Genomic DNA, 23,897 nt, shown 5'->3' on the forward strand with positions numbered 1-23,897 from the left:
CCGGAGAATTCCGGACGGGCCCCGAACGTTCGTGGAACTAGCGCAGACGGCGCCGGCGCACCGCGTCGCGCGCGACGATGAAGACGAGCAGGGCCGCCGAGCCGATCAGGTACAGGCTCTCCACGTGTCCCTCGTGGTTGCCGATGAGCATCAGCAGCAGGAACACCGCGACGACCAGGGCCATGACGCGGAAGAACTTGGGGGCTTCCCCGCTCCAACCCCACTCGGCCGACGGAACTTCCGCCGCCACATCACTACGAGTGGACTGCAACTCGGTACCGGCCACGGCTTCCTCCTGCTCACCAGATGCTTCTGTTGCTGCTTATCGTGACATACGACCCCCTGTCGTACGAAGCGGGGCATGCGTGTGGCGCCTCCCGGTGGGTGGAGGCCGGGCGGTTCAGGAACTGTTCAGGTGCGTGGGGAACAATGCTCGCGTGGCCGACACTCGATCTTCTTCCCGCACCCGGGTGCTCCTGCTGGGCAGCACCGGTTCCATCGGTACCCAGGCACTCGACGTGATCGCCGCCAACCCCGACGAGTTCGAAGTCGTCGGTCTCGCCGCCGGCGGCGGCAGGACCGACCTGCTCGCCGAGCAGATCCGCGCGACCGGCGTACGGGAGGTCGCCGTGGCCGATCCCGACGCCGCCGCCCGGCTCGACCTGCCGGTCCGGAGCGGCCCGGCCGCCGTCACCGAACTCGTGCGTGAGGTCGGCGCGGACGTCGTGCTCAACGCCCTCGTCGGCTCCCTCGGTCTCGAACCGACCCTCGCGGCGCTCGGCACCGGCGCGCGACTCGCATTGGCGAACAAGGAGTCGCTGGTCGCGGGCGGGTCGCTCGTCACGAAGGCGGCGGGGCCGGGCCAGATCGTTCCTGTCGACTCGGAGCACTCCGCGCTGGCGCAGTGCCTGCGTGGCGGCAGCGGCGACGAGGTGGCGCGCCTGGTCCTGACCGCCTCGGGCGGACCGTTCCGTGGCTGGACGGCCGATCGCCTCGACTCGGTGACACCCGAGCAGGCCGGTGCGCACCCCACCTGGTCGATGGGACCGATGAACACCCTCAACTCGGCCACGCTCGTCAACAAGGGACTCGAACTCATCGAGACGCACCTGCTCTTCGGCGTGGAGTACGACCGGATCGACGTGACCGTGCACCCGCAGTCGATCGTGCACTCGATGGTCACCTTCGTCGACGGTTCCACGCTCGCCCAGGCGTCGCCGCCGTCCATGAAGTTGCCGATCGCATTGGCTCTCGGCTGGCCGCACCGCGTCGCGCACGCTGCACCGGCGCTCGACTTCTCGGCGGCGTCGACCTGGGAGTTCGAACCCCTCGACGACGACGTCTTCCCTGCGGTGCGGCTCGCACGCCAGGCCGGTCTCGGAGGCGGATGTCTCACGGCGGTCTACAACGCGGCCAACGAGGTCGCTGCGGAGGCCTTCCTCGCCGGAACCCTGTCGTTCCCGCGGATCGTGCAGACCGTCGAGGCCGTGCTGAACGACGCGCACGAGTGGTCCGCCGAACCCAGTACCGTGGACGACGTGCTCGCCGCCGACGGCTGGGCCCGCGACCGGGCGCGCACACTCGTATAGGAGGATCGGCCACTCATGATGTTCGCACTGGGCGTGGTGGTGTTCGCCCTCGGCATCGCCATCTCGATCGCTCTGCACGAGGCCGGCCACATGTGGACGGCGCAGAAGCTGGGCATGAAGGTCCGGCGTTACTACATCGGTTTCGGCCCCCGTGTGTTCGCGTTCCGCCGCGGGGAGACCGAATACGGTCTCAAAGCCGTTCCGGCCGGCGGGTTCTGCGACATCGCGGGTATGACGGCCCTGGACGAACTCGCGCCCGACGAGGTCGACCGCGCGATGTACAAGCAGAAGACGTGGAAGCGTCTGGTCGTGATGTCGGGTGGCATCGCGATGAACTTCCTGCTCGGCATCGTGCTCGTCTACGGCCTCGCCGCGAGCGCGGGACTGCCCAACACCGACAACCGCGCAGTGGTGGGCACCGTCGGCTGTGCCGCACCGACCCAGGACGGCCCGCCCGACTACACCCCGGCCGACTGTTCGGGTCCCGGTCCGGCCGAACAGGCCGGCATCGCACCGGGCGATGTGATCGTCGCGGTGGACGGGCAGCCCGTCGAAACGTTCGGCGACCTCGTCCGGGCCACGCAGCCGTTGTCGGGCACAGTGCCGTTCACCGTCGAGCGCGGCGACGAGACCCTCACCGTGCCGGTCACGGTGCAGCAGGTCCAGCGCTGGGTGTACGAGAGCGAGTCGCCCGACGCCGAACCCGTCTCCCGGACGGTCGGCGCGATCGGTGTCGGTGGTGAGCCGGGAATCATCGAGTACACGCCGCTCTCGGCGATCCCTGCGACCCTCGACTTCACGGGCTACCTCGCGGCCCGTACCGCCGAGGCACTCGTGAGCCTGCCGAGCAAGGTCGCCGACCTGTGGACGGCCGTCACCGGTGGTGAGCGTGCGGTCGACACCCCGGTCAGCGTCGTCGGAGCCAGCGTCATCGGTGGCCAGTTCGCCGAGCGCGGCATCTGGGAATCGTTCGTGCTGTTGCTCGCACAGCTGAACTTCTTCCTCGGTGCGTTCAACCTCCTCCCGCTGCTGCCGCTCGACGGCGGGCACATGGCCGTCGCGATCTACGAGAAGGCCCGCAACTGGCTGCGCGGCCTGCGCGGGCTGCCCGTCGGCCCGCCCGTGGACTACATGAAACTGTTGCCGCTGACCTACGTGGCGGTGGTCATCGGTGGGGCATACATGGTGCTCACACTCACAGCAGACATCGTCAACCCCATCAAGCTGTTCTGATCTGCGCCGGTAGACTTGCCGAGTAGCGACGAAAGAAGGCGAACTGTGACCAGCCCCGTCGGATTGGGCATGCCCGAAATTCCTGCGGTCCTCGCACCCCGGCGCAAGACCCGCCAGCTCATGGTCGGAAATGTCGGCGTCGGCAGCGATCACCCGGTGTCCGTGCAGTCGATGACCACCACGAAGACGCACGACGTGAACGCCACTCTCCAGCAGATCGCGGAACTCACGGCGTCCGGCTGCGACATCGTGCGTGTCGCGTGCCCGCGTCAGGAGGACGCCGACGCACTCCCGATCATCGCGAAGAAGAGCAAGATCCCGGTGATCGCCGACATCCACTTCCAGCCGCGGTACATCTTCGCCGCGATCGACGCCGGTTGCGCGGCCGTGCGCGTCAATCCCGGCAACATCAAGGAATTCGACGGTCGTGTCAAAGAGGTCGCGAAGGCGGCCGGCGATGCGGGAATCCCCATCCGCATCGGCGTCAACGCCGGTTCGCTCGATCCCCGCCTGATGGCCAAGTACGGCAAGGCCACCCCGGAAGCGCTCGTCGAGTCGGCGTTGTGGGAGGCGAGCCTGTTCGAGGAACACGGCTTCGGCGACATCAAGATCTCCGTCAAGCACAACGACCCGGTCGTGATGGTCGAGGCCTACCGGCAGCTCGCCGCGCAGTGCGACTACCCGCTGCATCTGGGTGTCACCGAGGCCGGTCCGGCCTTCCAGGGCACCATCAAGTCGGCCGTGGCCTTCGGTGCGCTGCTGAGCGAGGGCATCGGCGACACGATCCGCGTGTCGCTCTCGGCGCCACCGGCCGAGGAGATCAAGGTCGGCACCCAGATCCTGCAGTCCCTGAACCTGCGTCCCCGCAAGCTCGAGATCGTCTCCTGCCCGTCCTGCGGACGCGCCCAGGTGGACGTCTACTCCCTCGCCAACGAGGTCACGGCCGGCCTCGAAGGCATGGAGGTGCCACTGCGGGTCGCGGTGATGGGCTGTGTCGTCAACGGCCCCGGTGAGGCCCGCGAGGCCGACCTCGGTGTGGCCTCCGGAAACGGCAAGGGCCAGATCTTCGTCAAGGGCAAGGTCATCAAGACCGTGCCCGAGGCGCAGATCGTCGAGACGCTCATCGAGGAAGCGATGCGGATCGCCGACGAGATGGAAGGCGACGCCGCGGGCGGCGGTCCCGTGGTGTCGGTCGGCTGATACGGGTGGGGCGCACGGGACGGGCCTCTCTCACTTTCGGGTCCTCCGGTTTCCACGCCGCCGCCCGACATGGCACCCTGATGTCGTATCGGCTTGTCGACGGGTGGTGAGCGAGTGCTCAAGCTTCTGGGTGTCCGGTCGTTGGGCGGACGTGACACCGCCGCGGTGCTCCGGGTGCTCGCCCGAGACCCCGTGGCCGCGTGCATGGTGGCCGGCCGCATCGAGGAGTACGGGCTCGACGGACGTGCCGTCGGCGGCGAGATGTGGAGCCGCGGTGGACCGGAGACGTCGCTGTGTTTCTCGGGTGCCAACCTCATTCCGCTGCTGGGCAGCCCGGACGACATCCAGGCGTTCGCCGAACGCGCGAGTCGCGGTCCGCGGTTGTGTTCGTCCATCGTCGGTCGCGCCGAGTACGCGCTGCCCATGTGGGAGCGGCTCGAATCCACGTGGGGCGCTCCCCGCGAGGTGCGCGCCGAGCAACCCCTCCTCGTCCTCGACCGCGAACCGCTCGTGGACCCCGACCCGCTGGTCCGGCCCGTGCGGACCGACGAACTGGATGTGTATCTGCCCGCCGCGATCTCGATGTTCATCGAGGAGGTCGGCATCGATCCGCGAACCGGCGACGGCGGTGCGGGCTACCGGCGTCGTGTCGCGAGTCTGATCGCGGCGGGACGTGCCTGGGCGCGCTTCGAGAACGGGCAGGTCGTGTTCAAGGCGGAGGTGGGCTCGCAGTCGTCCACGGTGGGCCAGATCCAGGGCGTCTGGGTCGATCCCGCACACCGTGGCACAGGTCTCGGCACGGTCGGCACAGCCGCTGTGGCGTGCGCGGTCGCTCGCAGCGGTCGTCTGCCCAGTCTCTACGTCAACAGCTTCAACGCTCCGGCCCGCGGAGCCTACGCCCGCGCAGGATTCCGTCAGGTCGCGACGTTCTCCACGGTGCTGCTCGACTGATTTCCCGCCGGCTCTGCCTACGATGACGGGCGATGAGACCTCGAAGCGGCACCCCGGCATCCTCGTACACCCGCGCGCTCCGGATCTGCGCGGCGTTGTCGGCGACCGTCGTGCTCCTCGGTCTGGCCGTCGCGTGCACGCCGCGACCGGCCGGTCCCGAGGCGGCCGCCCAGGCATTTCTCGACTCGTTCGCCGCGCAGGACGTGGACTCGGCGGCGGCCCGCACCGACCGTCCCGACGACGCGGCCGTCGCGATGCAGGAGGTCCTGGACGGGTTGCAGGCCGAATCTCTCACGGCCACAACCACATCTGTCCGGATCAGCGGCGACTCCGCCGCCGTGGGATACAGCTACGAATGGCACCTGCCGAAGGAACGGGTGTGGCAGTACGCCGGTGAACTCAACATGGGGCGCAGCGGGACCGACTGGGTCGTGCGGTGGGCGAAGTCCGCGCTGCACCCACAGCTCGGCGAACGACAGACCATGCTGCTCCGCAGCAGCCCGGCACCGCGTGCCCGCGTCAACGAGCATGCCGGCAGCGACATCCTCGTCCCCGGCACGGTCTACGGCATCGCGTTCGACGCGTCGAAAGCCACCGACCTCGCCGGTGCGGCGCGTCAGCTCGCATCAGCACTCTCGGAGTTCGATGCCTCGCTCACCGCGCAGGCCATCGCGGAATCGGTGACGGCCGCCTCCGGTCCGCGTGCGGTGGTGCGGCTGCGCGAGGACGACTACGAACGCGTCGCCCCCCGCCTGTCGGGGATCGACGGAGTCGTGGTGACCGAGCAGGCCGATCTCGTCGCGACCGACCGCAACTTCGCTCCCGATCTCGTGGGGCAGATCAAGAAGACCGTCATCGACGAGGTCGACGGTACGGCGGGGTGGAGTGTCGTGGTGGTGAACCAGTACGGCGTCGACACCGGGGTACTCACCGAGACACCGCCGCAGCCGGCCCCGTCGTTCTCGGTCAGCCTCGATCGTCCCCTTCAGGTCGCGGCCCAGGCAGCCGTCGATGCGCGGACCGAACAGGCGATGACGGTGGTGATCGAGGCGTCCACGGGCGCCGTCCTGGCGGTGGCCCAGAACAAGGCCGCCGACCGCGACGGGCCCGTCGCGCTGGCGGGCCAGTATCCACCGGGTTCGACGTTCAAGATCATTACCTCCGGTGCGGCGATCGCCGACGGGCGTGCGACCCCGAATACCATGGTTCCGTGCCCCGGCCGCATCACCATCGGGGAGCGGAGCGTGCCGAACTACAACGAATTCGAGCTCGGAACGGTATCTCTCGCCACGGCGTTCGCCCGATCCTGCAACACCTCCTTCGCCAAGCTCGCCTCCGAGATGGAGCCGGACGCGTTGACGATCGCCGCCTCCCGGTTCGGGATCGGCGTGGACTACGAGGTGGTCGGGATGCCGACCTTCACCGGTTCGGTTCCTCCTGCAGAGGATCTCGTCGAACGGACCGAGGACGGCTTCGGCCAGGGCAAGGTCGTCGTCAGCCCGTTCGGGATGGCGCTGACCGCGGCGACGGTCGCTGCCGGCCGCACCCCCGTGCCCTATCTCATCGCCGGGCGCGAGACGGTCGTCGACGGTGCACCGCCGCCGGTGACGCCGGAGATGGTGGAGGGTCTGCGCGAGATGATGCGGCTGGTGATCACCAGCGGCACCGCCGATCGCATCCGGGACCAGGGCGATGTCTACGGCAAGACCGGTGAGGCCGAGGTCGAAGGCGGGTCGCACTCGTGGTTCGTCGGCTACCGCGGTGATCTCGCGTTCGCGACGCTCGTCGTCCGCGGCGGCAGCTCCGACAACGCGGTCGCGGTCACGCGTGACATGTTCGACGCCCTGCCGCCCGAATACGACGAAGGGGCTTGAGTTCGGGTCTGTGGACCCGGCCGGATTCAGGGCAGCAGCCCCGACTTACGCGCCGCGACGACGGCCTCGTGGCGGGAATGGACGTCGAGCTTGCTCATGGCGCTGCGCAGGTAGCTCTTGACCGTCTCGGCACCGACCGACAGGCGCTGGGCGATCTCGGCGTTGCTGCACCCGAGCGCCACATGGGACAGCACGTCGGTCTCGCGCGGGGACAGCACGACCTCCGTCGGTTCCGGCTGCGTCCCGTCGAGCACTCCGGCGAGCCGGTCGGAGAGCGAGCGGAGCTTGTCCTGGAGCGCCGGGTCGGTCGCGCCCTGGGCGAGCACCCGTAGCTCGGCGTGTACTTCGCGGACCTGCGCGGTCGCGACCGGATCGCGGTCGCCGGACGAATGCTCGAGCATCGCGAGTCGCCGATCGACCTCGTCGCGCACCGCGATTTCGTGCGCGAGACGTGCTGCCGCCTGCGCGAACGCCGTCACCGCGCGATCGCCGACCGGGGCGCACTCGCGGGCCGCGCCGTACAGCACGGCGCGGGCCTTCCCTTCGACGAGCACGGGCACGGCGAGGATGGACCGCAACCCCTCGTACAGCACCGGACGATCGAAGTGGTGTGTGATCGACGCGGAGCGACCGTAGTCCGACACCGTCACCACCCGCGACTCCGCGAGAACGCGGCCGCCGAGACCTGCGCGCGGCGGCACCACGACACCGGCCAGGCTGTTGGTGCGGGTGCCGAAGAATTCGCTCAGTTGCAGCGATCCCTGTTGTACCTCACCGGCGAAGACCACGGGCAGTTGGGCGTGCGCCGCGGTGCGGCGGAGTTCTCCCCGCAAGGCATCACCGTCGCGGGGACGCAGGAGCGCCGACGAGGAGGACGACACGAACGCCACCCCTTTCCGGGGGTATCGGGAATACGGTGTGACTCGAATCATAGACGTCGAACGGGTCTATCCCACAGACGACGACATACCGGCCGGTACGGACGAAAGGACCACGATGCGCGACACAGCAAGCCGTGTGCGGACACTGCTCGAGCGGTACGACACGGCAGACGCCTGCGCAGCCCGATTGCTGTGCGACGACCACCCCGCCGATGCGGTGGCGTTCACCGTCATCGACGCCGATCTGAGTTCCACCGATCTCACCTACGGTGAGCTTCGGGAACGCTCGGCGCGCTTCGCCGCGGCGCTGGCGGATCTCGGTGTCGAACCCGGCGACCACGTCGCCACGCTCATGGGCAAGTCCGCCGATCTGGTGGTTGCGGTCCTCGGCATCTGGCGTCGCGGCGCGGTGCACGTGCCGTTGTTCACCGCCTTCGCGGCGCCGGCGATCGCCTTCCGGCTCGACGCCAGCGGCACCAAGGTGGTCGTGGCCGACCGCGACCAGGCGGGCAAGCTCGCCGCGGGCTCCGACCTTCCCGCCGACGTGTCGTGGCAGGTCGTCGTGGCCGGTGAGGGCAATGCCGACGCATCGGGTCGCGGGGCCCGCGACTTCGGCGAACTGCTCGCAGCGCATTCGGCCGACGACCCCCGAGGCGAGGCGGTCGCCGTGGGTGGGGGCGGACGGCTGGTCCAGCTGTTCACCTCCGGCACGACCGGCACCCCCAAGGGCGTTCCCGTCCCGGTGAAGGCGCTGGCGTCCTTCCACGCCTACCTGGAGTTCGGTCTCGACGTGCGCGAGGACGACGTCTTCTGGAACGCCGCCGACCCGGGATGGGCATACGGGCTCTACTACGCGCTGCTCGGGCCGCTCGCCGCCGGTCGGCGCAGCCTCCTGCTGCACGCCGGCTTCTCGCCCGCGCTCACCTGGAAGATCCTCGACACCTTCGGCGTCACCAACTTCGCGGCGGCCCCGACCGTCTACCGGAGCCTGAAGGCCGACACGGCGGAGCATCCGCGGGTCCGGCTGCGCCGCGCCTCCTCGGCCGGTGAGCCGCTCACCCCCGACGTCCTCGCCTGGTCCGAGGAGACCCTCGGCGTCGTGGTGCGCGACCAGTACGGGCAGACCGAACACGGCATGTTCGTCGTCGACGCATGGGCGGACGAGTTGCGCGAGGACACCCCGCCGCGGTCGATGGGCAAGCCCCTGCCGGGCTGGAGCTGCACGGTGCTGCAGGAGGACAGCGACGAACCGGCCGAACCGGGTGAGGTCGGCCGCGTCGCGATCGACGTGCACGCGAGCCCGCTGGTGTGGTTCACCGGGTATGTCGACGCTCCCGAGAAGACCGCCGAACGGTTCAGCGCCGACGGCCGGTGGTATCTGACCGGCGACGCCGGGAAGGTCGACGAGAACGGATTCTTCTTCTTCTCGTCCCGCGACGACGACGTGATCATCATGGCCGGTTACCGCATCGGCCCGTTCGACGTCGAATCGGTGCTCGTGATGCACCCCGACGTGATCGAGGCCGCAGTGGTCGGATTGCCGGACGAGCTGCGCGGTGAGGTCCTCGAGGCGTTCGTGGTGCTGCGCGAGGGAGTCCACGGCGACGATGCGCTCGAGGCGGACCTCCAGAAGCTCGTGAAGCAGAAGTACGCCGCGCACGCCTACCCGCGCGCCGTCCACTTCGTTCCGCACCTGCCCAAGACGCCGAGCGGCAAGGTCCAGCGGTTCAGGTTGCGCCAGGCGGGCGCCGTCGGCTGATCTGTGGATGACGGCCTGATCGGTGGATGACGGGGGAGCGGGGCGCGGCAGCTAATCTGGAAGTCATGGCTACCCGCGCTCCGCTCGTCCCCGGCACTCCGACTCCCGTCCGGGAGGTGCCCGCGTCGATCGAACGCCCGGAGTACGTGTGGAAGCCCACGGCGAAGGAAGGCAACGAGCCGTGGGTGCAGACACCCGAGACGATCGAGAAGATGCGACTCGCCTCGAAGATCGCCGCGCAGGCGCTCGTGGAAGCCGGTAAGGCCGTCGCGCCGGGTGTGACCACCGACGAGATCGACCGCGTCGCCCACGAGTACATGTGCGATCACGGTGCCTACCCGTCGACGCTGGGCTACCGCGGCTTCACCAAATCGTGCTGCACCTCGCTCAACGAGGTGATCTGCCACGGGATCCCCGACTCGACCGTCGTCGAGGACGGCGACATCGTCAACATCGACGTCACTGCCTACATCGACGGCGTCCACGGCGACACCAACGCGACCTTCCTCGCCGGCGACGTCTCCGAGGAGGTCCGCCTTCTGGTCGAACGCACCCGCGAGGCGACGATGCGGGGCATCAAGGCCGTCAGGCCCGGCCGGGCCCTCAACGTCGTCGGCCGGGTCATCGAGTCCTACGCCAACCGCTTCGGCTACGGCGTCGTCCGCGACTTCACCGGCCACGGCATCGGCGAGACCTTCCACAACGGCCTGGTGATCCTGCACTACGACCGTCCCGACATCGACACGATCATCGAACCCGGGATGGTGTTCACCGTCGAGCCGATGATCAATCTCGGCACCCCCGACTACGAGATCTGGGACGACGGCTGGACGGTCGTCACCAAGGACCGCAAGTGGACCGCGCAGTTCGAGCACACCATCGTCGTCACCGACACGGGCGCCGAGATCCTCACCCTGCCGTGACCACCTAGGGCGCGGCGTTCCGGGCGACCCACCAGGTCGCGCTCGTGCACACCGCGGCGACCAGTGCTGGAAGCACCACCAGGGTCGTGGTCGGCGCGGCATCGGCGAACCACGACCACAGCGCCGACCACGATCCGGTCCACGTCACGACGATCGCGGCGAGGCCGCCGAGCACCACGACGGACGCGGTAGCCGTCAGCAGACCCGTTGCGCGCCAACGGTGCTGGATGGCGCCGGCGAGCATCGCCAGTGCGATGATCAGGAGCATCGTGGTGAAGAAGCCCAGGAACTGCACCACGGAACTGTCGGTGACGAAACGCAGGATTCCGAACATCCGCATGTTCACGCCCCAGCCACCGGTCGCGGCTTCGAGCACCGAGAGGATCTGGAAGACGGCCGAGAACACCGCGGACTGGGCCACGGCGATCCACACCATCGACTGCATGTAGTGCGATCGGGTGGAGCCGAGACGCAGTGCGAACGAGAACATCTGGGTCATCGCCAGGAGGTAGAACGCGATGACGAAGCCGTAGACCGACAGCACGCTCCCGGTGACGTTGTACTCGGCACCCGTGTCGACGAGCGAGAAGATCACCCACGGGATGAGGGCCGAGGTGGCCAGCAGTCCGACGGGCCACGCGAGGAGCAGTGGCCACGAGACGAGCTGCAGGCGGGCGACGGACAGGACGCGCGCGGGCCCGGTGGTGATCGGGGCCGGCAGCGGGATCGCGGTGGTCACAGCGATGCCTCCTCGTTCGTGGTGGCGGATGCGGATGTCCGGTGGAGATGGACCACGAGGTCCTGGAGCGAGATCGGCTGCACGTCCACCGGTCCGGAGGTGCGGGGAAGTTCGTCCGGGTCGCTGCGGAGGAAGGTCGTGCGGGCGACGCCGCCGAGTCCCTCCGTGTGCAGGACGGTGCTGTCGCCGACGATCCGTGCCACTTCGTCCGCCGGTCCGGTCGCCTGCGCGGCCCGGGTGCGCAGCGTGTCGGTGTCCTCGTCGACGACGAGATGTCCGCGGTCGAGCACGAGGACGTGTTCCAGGAGGTCGGCGGCCTCGTCGATCAGGTGGGTCGACAACACGACGGTGCGCGGCCGCTCGGCGTAGTCGAGCAGCAGTTCGTCGTAGAACATCTGCCGGGCGACGGCGTCGAGGCCCAGATACGGCTCGTCGAAGATCGTCACCGGTGCGCGCGACGCGAGGCCCACCACGATGCCCAGCGCGGAACTCATGCCGCGGGAGAGCTTCTTGACCTTGCGGCCGCAGGGCAGCGCGAACCTCTCGGCCAGCCGCTCGGCATACCCCCGATCCCACAGTGGCAGCAACAGTTCCGCCGAAGCGAGCACGTGCCCGACCCGCAGGTCGTCGGGATGACGCTGGGTGTCGGCGACGAAGCACAGCTGCTGGAGTACGGCGGTGTTCTCGTACGGATCCGCTCCGAACACCTCGACGCTGCCGGTGGTGGGACGCAGGTGGCCCGCAAGCAGCTGCATCAGGGTGGTCTTGCCGGCGCCGTTGCGGCCGAGCAGGCCGTAGATCGTGTTCCGGTGCAACGTGAAGTCGGCGTCGGTGAGGGCAGCGACGTCACCGAACTGCATGCCGAGGTGACGCGCGCGGACGACGGGCGAGGTGATGGTCATCTGTGCTCCCGTGTGTCGAGCATGGACTTGAGCTCGTCGATGCCGATTCCGAGTTTTCCGGCCTCGAGGACGAGCGGGACGACGTACTGCCGGGCGAACCGATCCCGTCGGCGGGCGACCAGCTTGTCGCGGGCGCCGGTGGTGACGAACATGCCGATTCCTCGCTTCTTGTAGAGGATTCCCTCGGTTGCCAGGGCGTTGAGACCCTTCGCCGCCGTGGCCGGATTGATGCGATGGAAGGCGGCGAGCTCGTTCGTGGAGGGAACCTGCGTCTCTTCCGCGAGGCTGCCGTCGACGATCGAGTTCTCGATGAGCTCGGCGATCTGCCGGAAGAGGGGCTTGCCCTCGTCGTTCAGCACGATGCCCCCGAACCCGAAGGCGGGTGCATCGGTTCATTACTCATGTAATGAACCATAGGGCCTGATCGTCGATACGGCAAGAGCCGGTGCACCTACCGCGGCCATGTAGCGTTTGCGCATGGACTCGAGGACGGTGACCACGCCCGGTGGCGACGTGCAGGTACGGATCGGCGGCCCCGAAAGTCGTTACACGGTGCTGCTCTTCCCGGATGCGGGAGAGAACGCGGACGTGTACGACGTCGTGTGCGAGCGGCTGCACACCTCCGACCTACGGACGATCGTGGTCGAGAAGATCGACGGACTCGCGCCCGGTGACGTCTTCGCCCTGCTCGACGGTCTCGCCCTGCCCTGGGTGCACCTGGCGGGCAGTGGAGCAGGAGCCGAGCTGGCATGGGCCGTCGCCGCAGGACGATTCGGACGCTTCGCGAGTCTCGTGGTCGCCGATCGTGGCCATCCCGCGGTCCCGGACCGCGACGGCACGGTGCGCGACGCCACGGCGCCGCCCGCGGAGGTCCCCACCACGATCGTCGTCGGTACCTCGTCGCGTCGCGCCGAGGCCGACGCGTCGATGCGCTACGTGACGGGGGAGTTCCGGGTGGTCGAACTCGACGGAGTGGACAACGTGCCCGTCGATGCGCCCACCGACTTCGCGTCCGCGATCGCGCTGCGTACCGGCAGCTGGTGATACGCGTGTGGCCTGCGGCCCCGGAGGGCGGCAGGCCACACGGCGCTGACGAGGGTGCTCGGAGACCGGGGAGCGCTCAGAGACCGAGCAGCGCGTTCTCGACGAGCTCGGGCAGAGCGGGATGGATCCAGTACTGGCCGGTCGCCATCTCCCGGGCGGGCAGACCGAACGACATCGCCTGGATGAGCGGCTGGATCACTGTCGACGCCTGCGACCCGATGATGTGGGCACCGAGCAGCAGACCCGTGGACCGATCGGCGATCAGCTTGCAGAAGCCCTCGGTGTCCTCCATCGCCCACCCGTAGGCGACGTTCCCGTAGTCCTGGATCTTGACGGAGATGTCGTATCCCGCGTCCCGGGCCTCGGCCTCGGTGAGGCCGACGGTCGCGATCTGCGGATCGGTGAACACGGCCGACGGGACGAAGCGATGGTCCGTTCGGTGCAGACCCGCGGGGTCGCCACCCCACGCGCCGCGGAGCAGGTTGTGCTGCACGACCCGTGCCTCGTGGTTGGCGACGTGCTTGAGCTGGTAGGGCGACGACACGTCACCGAGCGCGAAGACCCCCGCCGCGGACGTGCGCTGGAACTCGTCGACCACGATGCGGCCCTGCGCGTCGAGCTCGATGCCGGCCGCCGCGGTGTCGAGCAGGTCTCCGTTCGGCTGCCGGCCCGTCGCGACGAGCAGAGCGTCGCCGCTCACGACGGTGCCGTCGGCGAGCTCGACCTCGACGCCGTCGCCGACAGGACGGAACTCCCGCGCGGGGTTGGCGAGGTGGACGTCCCATTTGGCGGCGGCCAGCGCGGTGAATCGTTGGGAGACGTCGGCGTCCAGATGCCGCAGCAGGCGGTCGGTCCGCGCCACCACCGAGACCCGGGTGCCGAGCGCCGAGAACACGTGGGCGAATTCCATCGCGATGAAGCCGGTCCCGAGGATCACGAGGGATTCGGGCAGTTTCGGCAGTCGCATGACGTCGTCGCTGGTGTGATATCTCACACCGGAGTCGAGCACGTCCTGCGGGATCGTCGGCCGCGAACCGGCCGCCACGACCACCTGATCCGCGGTGATCACCTCTCCGGTTCCGGTGTCGATGCGGCGCTCGCCGACGAAACGCGCGTGCCCGCCGTAGACCGTGACGTTCGCGCAGTCCTCGCGGCGGTAGCGCTCGCCGCCCGCCGCGATCGGATCGATACGGCCGAAGACCCGGTCGACGATGTCGTTCCACCGCACCCCGTCGACGGACGCGTCGACGCCGTACTTCGCCGCGTTCCGGATCGTATGGGCGACCTCGGCGGCGTAGACGTACATCTTCGTGGGGATGCAGCCGACGTTGAGGCAGGTGCCACCGAAGGTGCCTTCTTCGAGAAGGGCGACGCGCATCCCGTCGTAGCGCTCGTCGAGGATCGAATTCCCCGATCCTGTGCCGATGATCGCGAGGTCGTAGTGGGTCACGCGTGCTCTCCCATGGGTCGATGCAGTACGGAAACGGGGGCGGAGCCGGCGAAGTCGTCGGTCTCGGTGCCGGAACCGGAGGTCTCCGCCTCGGTGCCGGAACCGGAGGTCTCCGCCTCGTCCGCTCCGTCCAACCATTCCAGCCACAGGTCCAATTCCCGGAAGGCCACCGCGAGCGGGCCGGGGGTGGACAGGAACACGTCGTGGCGGGCACCGTCGATCGGCACGATCGTCGTGCGGTTCCCGAGGCAACCCGCCCATCGCGCGATCTGGCGGACGTCGAGTACCGCGTCGACCGTGTCGACACTCGCGTCGTACCGCGGAGCGGAACGCGAGGCGCCGGACCGCAGGATCAGCGACGGCACCCCGATGTCGAGTCCGCGGTGCAGTACGGAATGGCCCCGCCGGACCGCACGCAACCACCCGAACCGGATGGGGAAACCGGTGAGCGGCTTCCAGTCGAGGTCGTAGCGCCAGCCGTCGCTCTGCAGGCTGCGGCCGTAGCTCTCGGTCTTCGGCAGCGGGATCGGCGCCCGGGGCCGGAGCCGGCCGACGGCGTCGATGAGCGTCGTACCCACATTGCGCAGGTAGGAGGGCCCCTGCAGGTCGAACCAGGGGCTGTTCAAAACGAGACCCACGATGCCCGCCGCGGTCGGCCCACCGGGTCGGCGGCCGAGCCGGTCGAGCCACAACGGCAGCACCAGCCCGCCCGTCGAATGGGCCGCCAGCAGCACACCGCCGCCGACCTCGCTGCGCACCACCCTCAGCGCCTCGTCGAGTTCGGCGTCGTAGTAGGCGAGATCGGTGACGAAGTGGGGGGTGTGTCCGGGTGCCCGTGAGCGGCCGCACTTGCGCAGGTCGAGGGCGAAGAACCGGTAGCCGCGCGCCGCGAAGTGCTCGGCGAGGTGCTGCTGGAAGAAATAATCGGTGAAGCCGTGGATGTAGAGCACCGCGCGGTCGGGCAGATCGGTGGTCGCCGGCTGGTAGCGCACCAGGGTCGCCGAGATCTCGCCTTCACCGTCGGGGTCGGTGCCCAGTGGCAGGTCGAGCTGCTCGTAGCCGTCTCCGAGGACGTCAGGACGCCAAGTAGTCACTATCACACCCTAGGTGTGTTCGCCGACCACCGCTCATGGGTACACAATGAGGTGAAATGAAACGCCGGACAACGCGCGGGTAACCTGTCGGTCGCATTCGCGCGCCGCGTTGCGGGACACTCACGCGAGACGGTACCTCCGTATTTCGGCGGCGCGTGCGAACCAGACAAGGAAGTCGATTTCCCAGTGTCAGAGAACGTAGTAGCGAAAACCGACGTAGTGCTCGTGGGCGCGGGCATCATGAGCGCAACCCTCGGTGCGTTGTTGCGTCAGGTGCAGCCCGACTGGTCGATCACCGCGTTCGAGCGTCTCGACGCCGCGGCGGCCGAGAGCAGTGATCCCTGGAACAACGCCGGTACGGGCCACTCCGCGCTGTGTGAGCTCAACTACACCCCCGGCAAGCCGGACGGTTCGGTCGACATCGCGAAGGCCGTGAACGTCAACGAGCAGTTCCAGGTCTCGCGGCAGTTCTGGGCGTACGCCGTCGACAACGGCATCCTGTCCGACCCGAAGAACTTCATCAACCCGGTTCCGCACGTGAGCTTCGTGCACGGCGCCGAGAACGTGAAGTACCTGCGTGCCCGCTACGACGCTCTCGCCGGCCATCCCCTCTTCGAGGGCATGGAGTACACCGAGAACCCCGAGGTCTTCACCGAGCGCCTGCCGCTCATGGGCAAGGGCCGCGACTTCTCCGATCCGGTCGCGCTGAACTGGACGCAGACCGGAACCGACGTCGACTTCGGCGCTCTCACCAAACAGCTCATCAACCACGTCGCGGCCTCGGGCGGCTCCGTCTTCTTCGGGCACGACGTCACCGACATCGCCAAGCAGTCCGACGGCAGCTGGATCGTGAAGGTGCGCAATCGCCGCACCGGCGAGTCACGCAAGGTCCAGGCGAAGTTCGTCTTCGTCGGCGCGGGTGGCGGTGCACTTCACCTGCTGCAGAAGTCGGGCATCAAGGAGATCAAGGGCTTCGGCGGCTTCCCCGTCTCCGGTGCCTTCCTGCGCTGCACCAACCCCGAGGTCATCGCGCAGCACAGCGCGAAGGTCTACGGCAAGGCCGCGGTCGGCGCCCCTCCGATGTCGGTTCCGCACCTCGACACGCGCGTGATCGGCGGCAAGCAGGGTCTGCTGTTCGGCCCCTACGCCGGGTGGTCGCCCAAGTTCCTCAAGCAGGGCGGCATCATGGACCTGCCCAAGTCGGTCAAGCCCGGCAACCTGATGTCGATGCTCGGCGTCGGTGTCACCGAACTCGGCCTCGTCAAGTACCTCGTCGGCGAGCTGATGCAGTCGCCCGCCGACCGCATCGGCACCCTCGCCGAGTTCGTTCCCGAAGCGCGTCTCGAGGACTGGGAGCTCATCGTCGCCGGCCAGCGGGTGCAGGTCATCCGCCGCAAGGGTGCGGGCGGTGTCCTCGAGTTCGGTACCGCCGTGGTCAATGCGGGCGACGGTTCGATCGCCGGCCTGCTCGGTGCGTCGCCGGGTGCCTCGACGGCGGTTCCGGCCATGCTCGACGTGCTCGAGCGGTGCTTCCCGCAGCAGTGGGCGGGTTGGCAGTCCAAGCTCCGCGAGATGGTCCCGTCCCTCGGCGTCAGGCTGTCCGACAACCCCGACCTGTTCCGTCAGGTGTGGGACCACAGTACGAGGTCGCTCCAGCTCGACGTCGTCTCCGACACCGTGGCCGAGGCGCCCGTCGAGGCCGCCGCGGTCTGATCCGATCACCGCACCTGTGGCCCGAGGCGATGCCCGGGCCACAGGTGTCCTGACGGTGGGTCCGACCGGCGGATTCGCCGCGACACGAGAGATGGGGAGATGCCCGTGCCCGCTGCCGCAGAGGACGAGACCAGCTACCTGGTCGGACTCGATCTCCGCGGACGCCGCGTCGTGATCGTCGGAGGAGGCAGCGTCGCGCAGCGGCGTCTCGGCCTGCTCGTCGCGTCCGGCGCCCGCGTCCATGTCGTCACCCGGGCCGCGACCCCCGTGGTCGAGAGCATGGCGACGAAAGGCCGCATCACGCTCGACCTGCGTGACTACCGCGACGGGGATCTCGACGGCGCGTGGTACGCCATGGCCTGCACCGACGAGCCCGAGACCAACGCGGCCGTCGTCGCAGAGGCCGAACGCAACAGGATCTTCTGCGTCCGCGCCGACAACGCCCGCCACGGCAGTGCCGTCACTCCCGCCACCGCCCGGTACGAAGGCCTCGCCGTCGGTGTCCTCGCCGGAGGCGACCACCGTAGGTCCGCCGCCGTGCGCACCTCGATCCGCGACGCTCTCGCCGGAGCGACCGTCACGGAGTTCGCCGACGCCGGACCGAAGCCGGTCGGCGTGGCTCTCGTGGGCGGCGGTCCCGGCGATCCCGATCTCATCACCGTCCGTGGCCGCAGGCTCCTCGCCCGCGCCGACGTCGTGGTCGCCGACCACCTCGCACCGCAGGAACTGCTCGCGGAACTCGATCATCACGTCGAGGTGATCGACGCCGCGAAGCTCCCGTACGGACGGGCGATGGCCCAGCAGATGATCAACGAGACCCTGATCGACCGTGCGAGGGCCGGCAAGTTCGTCGTCCGGCTCAAGGGCGGCGACCCGTACGTCTTCGGTCGCGGCTACGAGGAGCTCGAGGCCTGCACTGCGGCCGGGATTCCTGTCACCGTCGTCCCGGGCATCACCAGCGCGATCTCCGTGCCCTCCGCGGCAGGCATCCCCGTCACCCATCGCGGCGTCACCCACGAGTTCGTCGTCGTCAGCGGACACGTCGCGCCGGGACATCCCGACTCGCTCACCGACTGGGACGCGCTCGCGAAGTTGCGGGGCACCCTGGTCCTGCTCATGGCTGTCGAACGCATCGACCGGTTCGCCGATGCCCTGATCGCCGGCGGACGTCCCGCAGACACCCCGGTGGTCGTCGTGCAGGAGGGAACACTGCGCAGTCAGCGCGTGGTGCGTGCCGATCTGTCGACCGTCGCGCACCGCGTCCGCGACGAGGGCGTGCGCCCGCCCGCGATCATCGTGATCGGGCCGGTGGCCGGATTCGGACTCGATCCGCGGACCGGCTCCGACTCGGACGGTGGGTAACGTTGGAACACGTGTCAGCCACCTCGCATCCGTCGGCCACCCGCGCGGTCGCTCTGGCCATGCTGGTCCTCAGCGGTCTCCAGTTGATGGTCGTTCTCGACGGAACGGTCGCGAATCTCGCGCTCGCTCCGCTGCAGAGCGATCTGGGACTGTCGGATTCGGGTCGCAACTGGGTCCTCACCTCGTACGCCCTCGCGTTCGGCGGACTGATGCTCCTCGGCGGCCGCCTGGGCGACAGTTACGGGCGCAAACGCATGTTCATGGGCGGGGTCGGCCTGTTCACCCTGGCGTCCCTTCTGTGCGGGCTGGCGACCGGCGAAGCGATGCTCATCGGCGCCCGCGCCCTGCAGGGTGTCGGGGCCGCGGTCGCGTCCCCGACCGCTCTCGCGCTCGTTGCGACGACCTTCGCCGCAGGCCCGGCACGCAACCGCGCCATCGCGGTCTTCGCCGCCATGACCGGCGTCGGGTCCATCGCGGGACTCATCCTCGGTGGGGCCCTCACACAGGTGTCGTGGCGCTGGATCTTCCTCATCAACGTCCCCATCGGTGTGCTCATCGTCGTGCTCGCCGCGCTCGCGCTGCGTGAGACCGCGTCCGAACGCCTCGCGCTCGACGTTCCCGGCGCGATCCTCGCGACGCTCGGCTGCACCGGTCTGGTCTTCGGTCTCACCGAGGGCCCCGAACTCGGCTGGTCGAGCCTTCCGGTGATCGGTGCTGTCGCCGCGGGCTTCGTGCTGCTGGGACTGTTCCTGCTCGTCGAGCGGCGGGCCGAGAACCCGCTGCTGCCGTTCGTGCTGTTCCGGAACAAGGACCGCGTCGCGACCTTCGTGGCGATCTTCTTCGCGGGTGCGGTGATGTTCAGCCTCGCGGCCTTCGTCGCCCTGTTCGTACAGGACATTCTCGGCTACAGCCCACTCTCCGCGGGCCTGGCGTTCGTGCCGTTCGCCTTCGGTCTCGGAGGCGCCGCCGCGGTGTCGTCGAAGATGGTCGCGCGGATCGAACCCCGCTGGCTGGTGGTCACCGGCTCGGTGATCATGACGGTGAGCCTCCTCTACGGATCGACGATGGACGGTAGCGTCCGCTACTTCCCGACCCTGTTCGTGCTGGTGCTCGTCGTCGGTTTCGGCGTCGGACTGGCCGTCGTCCCGCTGCCGCTGTGCGCGATCTCCGGGGTGGGTCCGCACGAGATCGGACCGCTCTCGGCGATCGCGCAGGTCGCACAGACCCTCGGAGGTCCGGTCGGCCTCGGTGTGATCGGTGCGATGGCCACCTCGCGGACGATGTCGCTCGGCGGTGTCTCGGGGGCCGTCGCCGGCATGACCGACGCCCAGCTCGTAGCCCAGGGCGAGGGTTACATGTTCGCGCTGGTCGGCTGCGCCGTCTGCGCGGTGATCGCCGGTATCGCGGCTCTGTTCATCCGCTTCACCCCCGAAGAGGTCGCCCAGGCGCAGGAAGCCGAGAAGGCCGCGCAGACGTCCTGATCCCGGGACCGTCGGCGCGGCGGATGAGTTTGTTCACGCCTGCCACGCGCGAACGCCGGGTACCCGACGCCCATGCAGGTCGGTGTTCTCGAACGGGGCAGATTCGTCGGATCGTGGATCGTCCGGGCCGTACGCGAGGCCGGGCACGAGCGGTACGTCGCCCTCCAGGCGTTCCGGTCGACGCTCGCTGCGGTCCTGGCGTGGCTCCTCGTCACCGAGGTGTTCCATTTCCAGCAGGCGTTCCTCGCGCCCTACGTCGCGGTCTTCCTCGTCGAGGCCACGCTCGTCCGCTCGCTCCGGCAGGCCGCGGTGCAGATCGGGGCGGTCGTCGCGGGTCTGCTGGTCGCGGTCGTCGTGACGCGGCTCGTGGAGTCGACGACCGCGGCGATCGGAATGGCGGTGGCCGTCGGCTACTTCGCGGGACGCTGGCGACGGTTCGAGTCCAGTGGCATCTGGGTTGCGATCACGGCGCTGCTGGTGATCGCCACCGGCGCCTCGGACAGTCCCGTCCTGCTGAGCGAACGCCTCCTCGAGACGATGATCGGGGCAGCGGTCGGCGTCGCGGTGACCGCATTGGTCTTCCCGCCCGTGTACTCGGCAGGCAAGGAGGGCACCGAGCTCACCGGTGAGTTGCGCGACCTGCTCCGGGACATGGCCACCGGATGCCGCGAGGAATCGTCGGGGTCCCGCGACTGGGTTCAGCGTGCGCGCGGCATCCACAGCTTCGTCCAGCGTGCCTTCGACGAATCGCGGTGGGCGCACGAGAGCGCCACGTTGAATCCTCGCCCCGCCGCGGCCCGCGCCGGCGAACGGGCGCGTCGCTGGGACCGGACGCTCGACGACCTGTCGTCGGTGTCGAGCGCGGTCGAGGAACTCGCGCACGCCCTGGATCCGGTGCTCGGGGACGAGTTCGCGGAGTTCGACCGCCGGGACGTGCGGTCGGCGGTGGCCGCGGTGCTCGACGCCCTGGCCGGGATGATCGAGGCTGTGGGGGCGGGTCGGGAAGTCGATCCCGACGGGGCGTGCCGCCGGAATCTCACGGATCTCGAACGGTTCGCCATCGAGTCGGGCGACATGGTTCTCACGGCGCGGCTCGGCGCCGTCCTGCACTCGGCCCGTCGCATCGTCGCCGCGATGGGACTCGAGGTCAGGTGAGCACGACCAGCTCGGTGGGCGACTCCACCTCGACGCGCAGCCCGGCCTTCGATGCGACCCGCGCGAGGGATGAGATGTCGCCCGGTTCCGCCCGCGTGAGGACGAGGGCGCGGGCGAGCAGGCCCTTGTGGTGCTTGTTGAAGTGGCTGACGACCTTGCGGGTGCCGTCCGGCTGCTCGGTGAACACCGTGGCGGTGACCGCACCCGGGACGGGACCGAGTTGCTGGTAGACACCGGAGCGGAGGTCCACCACGAGGTCACCGTCGGCCTCGGCGACCAGTGCCTCGGTGAGTTCGGCTCGCCAGACGGTCTTGAGTGTGCCGAATCCGGGCAGTTTCGAGCCTCCCGACAGGCGGTAGGCGGGTATCGGATCGGCGGCCCGCACGGCGCCGAACAGTGCCGAACCGATCCCCAGACGCCGACAGGCCTTGTCCCGCTGGGTCTTCGTGAATGTCGCCGCGTCGAGCGCGTCGTACAGCACCCCGGTGTAGCGCTCGAGTGCCGGACGGGTAGGGGAGACCCACAGCTTCGCGTTGCGTTCGATCTCGTCGGCTCCCTTGGCGCCCAGCCCGAGCGCGCGGCTCGACTCCTCGGGATCGTCGGCGAGGTCGACGAGCGCCTGCACGAGCATCTCCCGCGTCTCGGTCAGCTCCGGCATCGACAGGTCGGCGAGATCGAGCGGTCCGCCGTCGCCGCCATCGGACTTGGTTTCGGAAGGGGGGAGAAGCACCAGCACAACCGGTAACCGTACCGACGTCGCGGAAGGTGGCCACGGTAGGCTGCACGGTCGTGATCACCCGCATGTCGCACCTGTTCCTCCGCACCCTCCGAGACGACCCGGCCGACGCCGAGGTCGCCAGCCACAAGTTGCTGGTCCGAGCCGGATACGTGCGACGTATCGCGCCCGGTGTGTATTCGTGGTTGCCTCTGGGGCTGCGGGTGCTGCGGCAGGTCGAGCGGGTCGTGCGCGAGGAGATGAATTCCATCGGTGCGCAGGAGATCGTCCTGCCGGCGCTGCTGCCGCGCGAGCACTACGAGACCACCAACCGCTGGACGGAATACGGCGACAGTCTGTTCCGGCTGCAGGACCGCAAGGGCGGCGATTACCTTCTCGGGCCCACCCACGAGGAGATGTTCGCGCTCACCGTCAAGGGTGAATACAACTCGTACAAGGACTTCCCCGTCACGCTGTACCAGATCCAGACGAAATACCGCGACGAGGAACGGCCCCGCGCCGGCATCCTGCGTGGCCGCGAGTTCGTCATGAAGGATTCGTACAGCTTCGACCTCACCGACGAAGGGCTCGCCGAGTCCTACCGGGCGCACCGCGACGCCTACGAACGCATCTTCACGCGCCTCGGGGTCGAGTACGTGATCGTCTCGGCCACCTCCGGCGCGATGGGCGGCAGTGCCTCCGAAGAGTTCCTCGCCGATTCGCCGGCAGGTGAGGACACCTACGTGCGATGCCTCGAATCCGGTTATGCCGCGAACGTCGAAGCGGTGAAGACCCTCGCGCCCGAACCGCTGCCGATCGACGGACAGCCCGAGGCGGTCGTGCACGACACCCCCGACACCCCGACGATCGGCACGCTCGTCGCGGCGGCCTCGACGATCCTCGGTCGTGAGGTCACCGCGTCCGAGACGCTCAAGAACGTCCTGGTCAAGGTTCGCCGGCCCGGTGGTGACTGGGAGCTGCTCGGCATCGGTATCCCCGGCGACCGCGAGGTCGACGACAAGCGTCTCGAGGCGTCGCTCGAACCCGCCGAGGTCGAACTGCTCACCGAAGCGGATTTCGCGGCGAACCCGTTCCTCGTCAAGGGCTACATCGGTCCGAAGGCGCTGCTCGCCAACGGTGTCCGCTATCTCGTCGACCCGCGGGTGGTGGACGGCACCAGCTGGATCACCGGTGCCGACGAGCAGGGCAAGCACGTCTTCGGTCTGGTCGCGGGTCGCGACTTCACGCCGGACGGAACGATCGAGGCCGCCGAGGTGCGCGACGGCGATCCGTCGCCCGACGGAGCCGGTGCACTCGTCTCCGCTCGCGGAATCGAGATCGGCCACGTCTTCCAGCTCGGCCGCAAGTACACCGATGCCTTCGCGGTGGACGTGCTCGGGGAGAACGGCAAGCCGGTGCGCCCCACGATGGGCTCCTACGGCGTCGGGGTCTCCCGCCTCGTCGCGGTGATCGCCGAGCAGCAGCACGACGAGAAGGGCCTGCGGTGGCCGGCGGAGATCGCCCCGTTCGACGTGCACCTGGTGATCGCGAACAAGGACGAGCAGGCGCGCGAGGGGGCAGAGAATCTCGCCGAGGAACTGTCCAACGCGGGGGTGGAGGTCCTGCTCGACGACCGTAAGGCGTCGCCGGGCGTCAAGTTCAAGGATTCCGAACTCCTGGGCATGCCGCTGGTCGTCGTGGTCGGGCGTAGATTCGCCGACGGCACGGTCGAGGTTCGCGACCGCTTCTCCGGTGTCGCCGACGAGGTGCCGATCGGGGAGGTCGTCCAGCGCATCCTCTCTCGCTGACCCCTGTCTCTCGCTGACCCCTGT

General features: G+C 68.9%; 21 protein-coding genes. 13 read left to right on the top strand and 8 right to left on the bottom strand.

The features are described 5' to 3' along the window. Positions 1-37: 37 nt before the first annotated feature. Complete coding sequence (locus tag EQ874_RS09250; protein ID WP_129976595.1) at positions 38-286, bottom strand: DUF2631 domain-containing protein; 249 nt, start codon at positions 284-286, stop codon at positions 38-40. A 151-nt stretch (positions 287-437) separates the two neighbouring features. Here EQ874_RS09250 and dxr point away from each other — a divergent pair, with 151 nt between their 5' ends. The 5 genes from dxr (at position 438) to EQ874_RS09275 (ending at position 6,847) form a co-directional block, all read left to right on the top strand. Continuing rightward, positions 438-1,589 (top strand): 1-deoxy-D-xylulose-5-phosphate reductoisomerase, encoded by a 1,152-nt coding sequence (gene dxr / locus EQ874_RS09255; protein ID WP_165369230.1) that lies wholly within the window; start codon positions 438-440, stop codon positions 1,587-1,589. 15 nt (positions 1,590-1,604) lie between these two features. After that, the gene (locus EQ874_RS09260; RefSeq protein ID WP_129976596.1) at positions 1,605-2,822 is read left to right on the top strand and encodes a M50 family metallopeptidase; all 1,218 of its coding nucleotides are present in this window, start codon (positions 1,605-1,607) and stop codon (positions 2,820-2,822) included. Positions 2,823-2,867: 45 nt separating this feature from the next. Beyond that, positions 2,868-4,022 carry a flavodoxin-dependent (E)-4-hydroxy-3-methylbut-2-enyl-diphosphate synthase gene (ispG, locus tag EQ874_RS09265; protein WP_064063381.1) on the top strand — a complete coding sequence of 385 codons (1,155 nt, stop codon included), beginning with the start codon at positions 2,868-2,870 and terminating at the stop codon, positions 4,020-4,022. A gap of 114 nt (positions 4,023-4,136) precedes the next feature. After that, a complete protein-coding gene (locus tag EQ874_RS09270; RefSeq protein WP_016933176.1) occupies positions 4,137-4,973 on the top strand; it encodes a GNAT family N-acetyltransferase in 837 nt (278 codons plus the stop codon). A 32-nt stretch (positions 4,974-5,005) separates the two neighbouring features. Further along, positions 5,006-6,847, top strand: coding sequence for a penicillin-binding transpeptidase domain-containing protein (locus tag EQ874_RS09275; RefSeq protein WP_242496701.1), 1,842 nt, complete (start codon positions 5,006-5,008; stop codon positions 6,845-6,847). A gap of 26 nt (positions 6,848-6,873) precedes the next feature. Here EQ874_RS09275 and EQ874_RS09280 read toward each other — a convergent pair whose 3' ends face one another. Then, on the bottom strand, positions 6,874-7,737 hold the full coding sequence (locus EQ874_RS09280) for a LuxR C-terminal-related transcriptional regulator (protein ID WP_084421578.1): 864 nt from the start codon (positions 7,735-7,737) through the stop codon (positions 6,874-6,876). Positions 7,738-7,843: 106 nt separating this feature from the next. On the opposite strand from EQ874_RS09280, the gene EQ874_RS09285 reads away from it, so the two are divergent. Together EQ874_RS09285 and map are read left to right on the top strand one after the other, a co-directional pair. Further along, entirely contained in the window at positions 7,844-9,487 is a 1,644-nt protein-coding gene (locus EQ874_RS09285; RefSeq protein ID WP_129976597.1) for an AMP-binding protein, read from the top strand. 65 nt (positions 9,488-9,552) lie between these two features. Beyond that, the gene (map, locus tag EQ874_RS09290) at positions 9,553-10,410 is read left to right on the top strand and encodes a type I methionyl aminopeptidase (protein WP_129976598.1); all 858 of its coding nucleotides are present in this window, start codon (positions 9,553-9,555) and stop codon (positions 10,408-10,410) included. Between the two features lie 4 nt (positions 10,411-10,414). Here map and EQ874_RS09295 read toward each other — a convergent pair whose 3' ends face one another. The 3 genes from EQ874_RS09295 to EQ874_RS09305 are packed head-to-tail and all read right to left on the bottom strand — an operon-like array spanning position 10,415 to position 12,407. After that, positions 10,415-11,149, bottom strand: a complete 735-nt coding sequence (locus EQ874_RS09295) for a hypothetical protein (RefSeq protein WP_129976599.1) — start codon at positions 11,147-11,149, stop codon at positions 10,415-10,417. Further along, positions 11,146-12,051: an ABC transporter ATP-binding protein gene (locus tag EQ874_RS09300; RefSeq protein ID WP_129976600.1), complete on the bottom strand. Its 906-nt coding sequence runs from the start codon at positions 12,049-12,051 to the stop codon at positions 11,146-11,148. The genes EQ874_RS09295 and EQ874_RS09300 overlap by 4 nt, the downstream gene beginning before the upstream one ends. Further along, positions 12,048-12,407, bottom strand: a complete 360-nt coding sequence (locus EQ874_RS09305) for a GntR family transcriptional regulator (protein WP_129976908.1) — start codon at positions 12,405-12,407, stop codon at positions 12,048-12,050. Before EQ874_RS09305 ends, EQ874_RS09300 begins: the two co-directional genes overlap by 4 nt. Before the next feature lie 121 nt (positions 12,408-12,528). Between EQ874_RS09305 and EQ874_RS09310 the strand changes: the two genes are divergently transcribed. Beyond that, complete coding sequence (locus EQ874_RS09310) at positions 12,529-13,095, top strand: hypothetical protein (protein ID WP_064063386.1); 567 nt, start codon at positions 12,529-12,531, stop codon at positions 13,093-13,095. A gap of 76 nt (positions 13,096-13,171) precedes the next feature. Here EQ874_RS09310 and mtr read toward each other — a convergent pair whose 3' ends face one another. After that, positions 13,172-14,545 (bottom strand): mycothione reductase, encoded by a 1,374-nt coding sequence (gene mtr / locus EQ874_RS09315; RefSeq protein WP_129976601.1) that lies wholly within the window; start codon positions 14,543-14,545, stop codon positions 13,172-13,174. Next, positions 14,542-15,639, bottom strand: a complete 1,098-nt coding sequence (locus EQ874_RS09320) for an alpha/beta hydrolase (RefSeq protein WP_129976602.1) — start codon at positions 15,637-15,639, stop codon at positions 14,542-14,544. The genes mtr and EQ874_RS09320 overlap by 4 nt, the downstream gene beginning before the upstream one ends. A 186-nt stretch (positions 15,640-15,825) precedes the next feature. On the opposite strand from EQ874_RS09320, the gene mqo reads away from it, so the two are divergent. From mqo to EQ874_RS09340, 4 genes are all read left to right on the top strand, one after another. Continuing rightward, entirely contained in the window at positions 15,826-17,352 is a 1,527-nt protein-coding gene (mqo, locus tag EQ874_RS09325; protein ID WP_084421580.1) for a malate dehydrogenase (quinone), read from the top strand. A gap of 99 nt (positions 17,353-17,451) precedes the next feature. After that, a complete protein-coding gene (gene cobA / locus EQ874_RS09330) occupies positions 17,452-18,714 on the top strand; it encodes a uroporphyrinogen-III C-methyltransferase (RefSeq protein ID WP_064063390.1) in 1,263 nt (420 codons plus the stop codon). Between the two features lie 59 nt (positions 18,715-18,773). Then, positions 18,774-20,195, top strand: a complete 1,422-nt coding sequence (locus EQ874_RS09335) for an MFS transporter (RefSeq protein WP_242496739.1) — start codon at positions 18,774-18,776, stop codon at positions 20,193-20,195. Positions 20,196-20,267: 72 nt separating this feature from the next. Further along, positions 20,268-21,350 carry an FUSC family protein gene (locus EQ874_RS09340; protein WP_129976604.1) on the top strand — a complete coding sequence of 361 codons (1,083 nt, stop codon included), beginning with the start codon at positions 20,268-20,270 and terminating at the stop codon, positions 21,348-21,350. Here the strand turns inward: EQ874_RS09340 and yaaA are convergent. Further along, the gene (yaaA, locus tag EQ874_RS09345) at positions 21,343-22,086 is read right to left on the bottom strand and encodes a peroxide stress protein YaaA (RefSeq protein ID WP_129976605.1); all 744 of its coding nucleotides are present in this window, start codon (positions 22,084-22,086) and stop codon (positions 21,343-21,345) included. The two genes, EQ874_RS09340 and yaaA, sit on opposite strands and share 8 nt — an antisense overlap. A gap of 53 nt (positions 22,087-22,139) precedes the next feature. Here yaaA and EQ874_RS09350 point away from each other — a divergent pair, with 53 nt between their 5' ends. Next, the gene (locus EQ874_RS09350; RefSeq protein ID WP_129976606.1) at positions 22,140-23,873 is read left to right on the top strand and encodes a proline--tRNA ligase; all 1,734 of its coding nucleotides are present in this window, start codon (positions 22,140-22,142) and stop codon (positions 23,871-23,873) included. Positions 23,874-23,897: the final 24 nt, after the last annotated feature.

The organism is Rhodococcus sp. Q1, assembly GCF_004153645.1.
In the GTDB taxonomy this organism is placed as follows: Bacteria; Actinomycetota; Actinomycetes; order Mycobacteriales; family Mycobacteriaceae; genus Rhodococcus; species Rhodococcus gordoniae.

Bases quoted from the DNA above. Each gene is read 5' to 3' on its own strand.
- map (WP_129976598.1), top strand. From the start codon at position 9,553: ATGGCTACCCGCGCTCCGCTCGTCCCCGGCACTCCGACTCCCGTCCGG.
- EQ874_RS09335 (WP_242496739.1), top strand. From the start codon at position 18,774: ATGCTGGTCCTCAGCGGTCTCCAGTTGATGGTCGTTCTCGACGGAACG.
- EQ874_RS09310 (WP_064063386.1), top strand. From the start codon at position 12,529: ATGGACTCGAGGACGGTGACCACGCCCGGTGGCGACGTGCAGGTACGG.
- EQ874_RS09285 (WP_129976597.1), top strand. From the start codon at position 7,844: ATGCGCGACACAGCAAGCCGTGTGCGGACACTGCTCGAGCGGTACGAC.
- EQ874_RS09340 (WP_129976604.1), top strand. From the start codon at position 20,268: ATGCAGGTCGGTGTTCTCGAACGGGGCAGATTCGTCGGATCGTGGATC.
- EQ874_RS09300 (WP_129976600.1), bottom strand. From the start codon at position 12,051: ATGACCATCACCTCGCCCGTCGTCCGCGCGCGTCACCTCGGCATGCAG.
- EQ874_RS09275 (WP_242496701.1), top strand. From the start codon at position 5,006: ATGAGACCTCGAAGCGGCACCCCGGCATCCTCGTACACCCGCGCGCTC.
- EQ874_RS09260 (WP_129976596.1), top strand. From the start codon at position 1,605: ATGATGTTCGCACTGGGCGTGGTGGTGTTCGCCCTCGGCATCGCCATC.
- cobA (WP_064063390.1), top strand. From the start codon at position 17,452: ATGCCCGTGCCCGCTGCCGCAGAGGACGAGACCAGCTACCTGGTCGGA.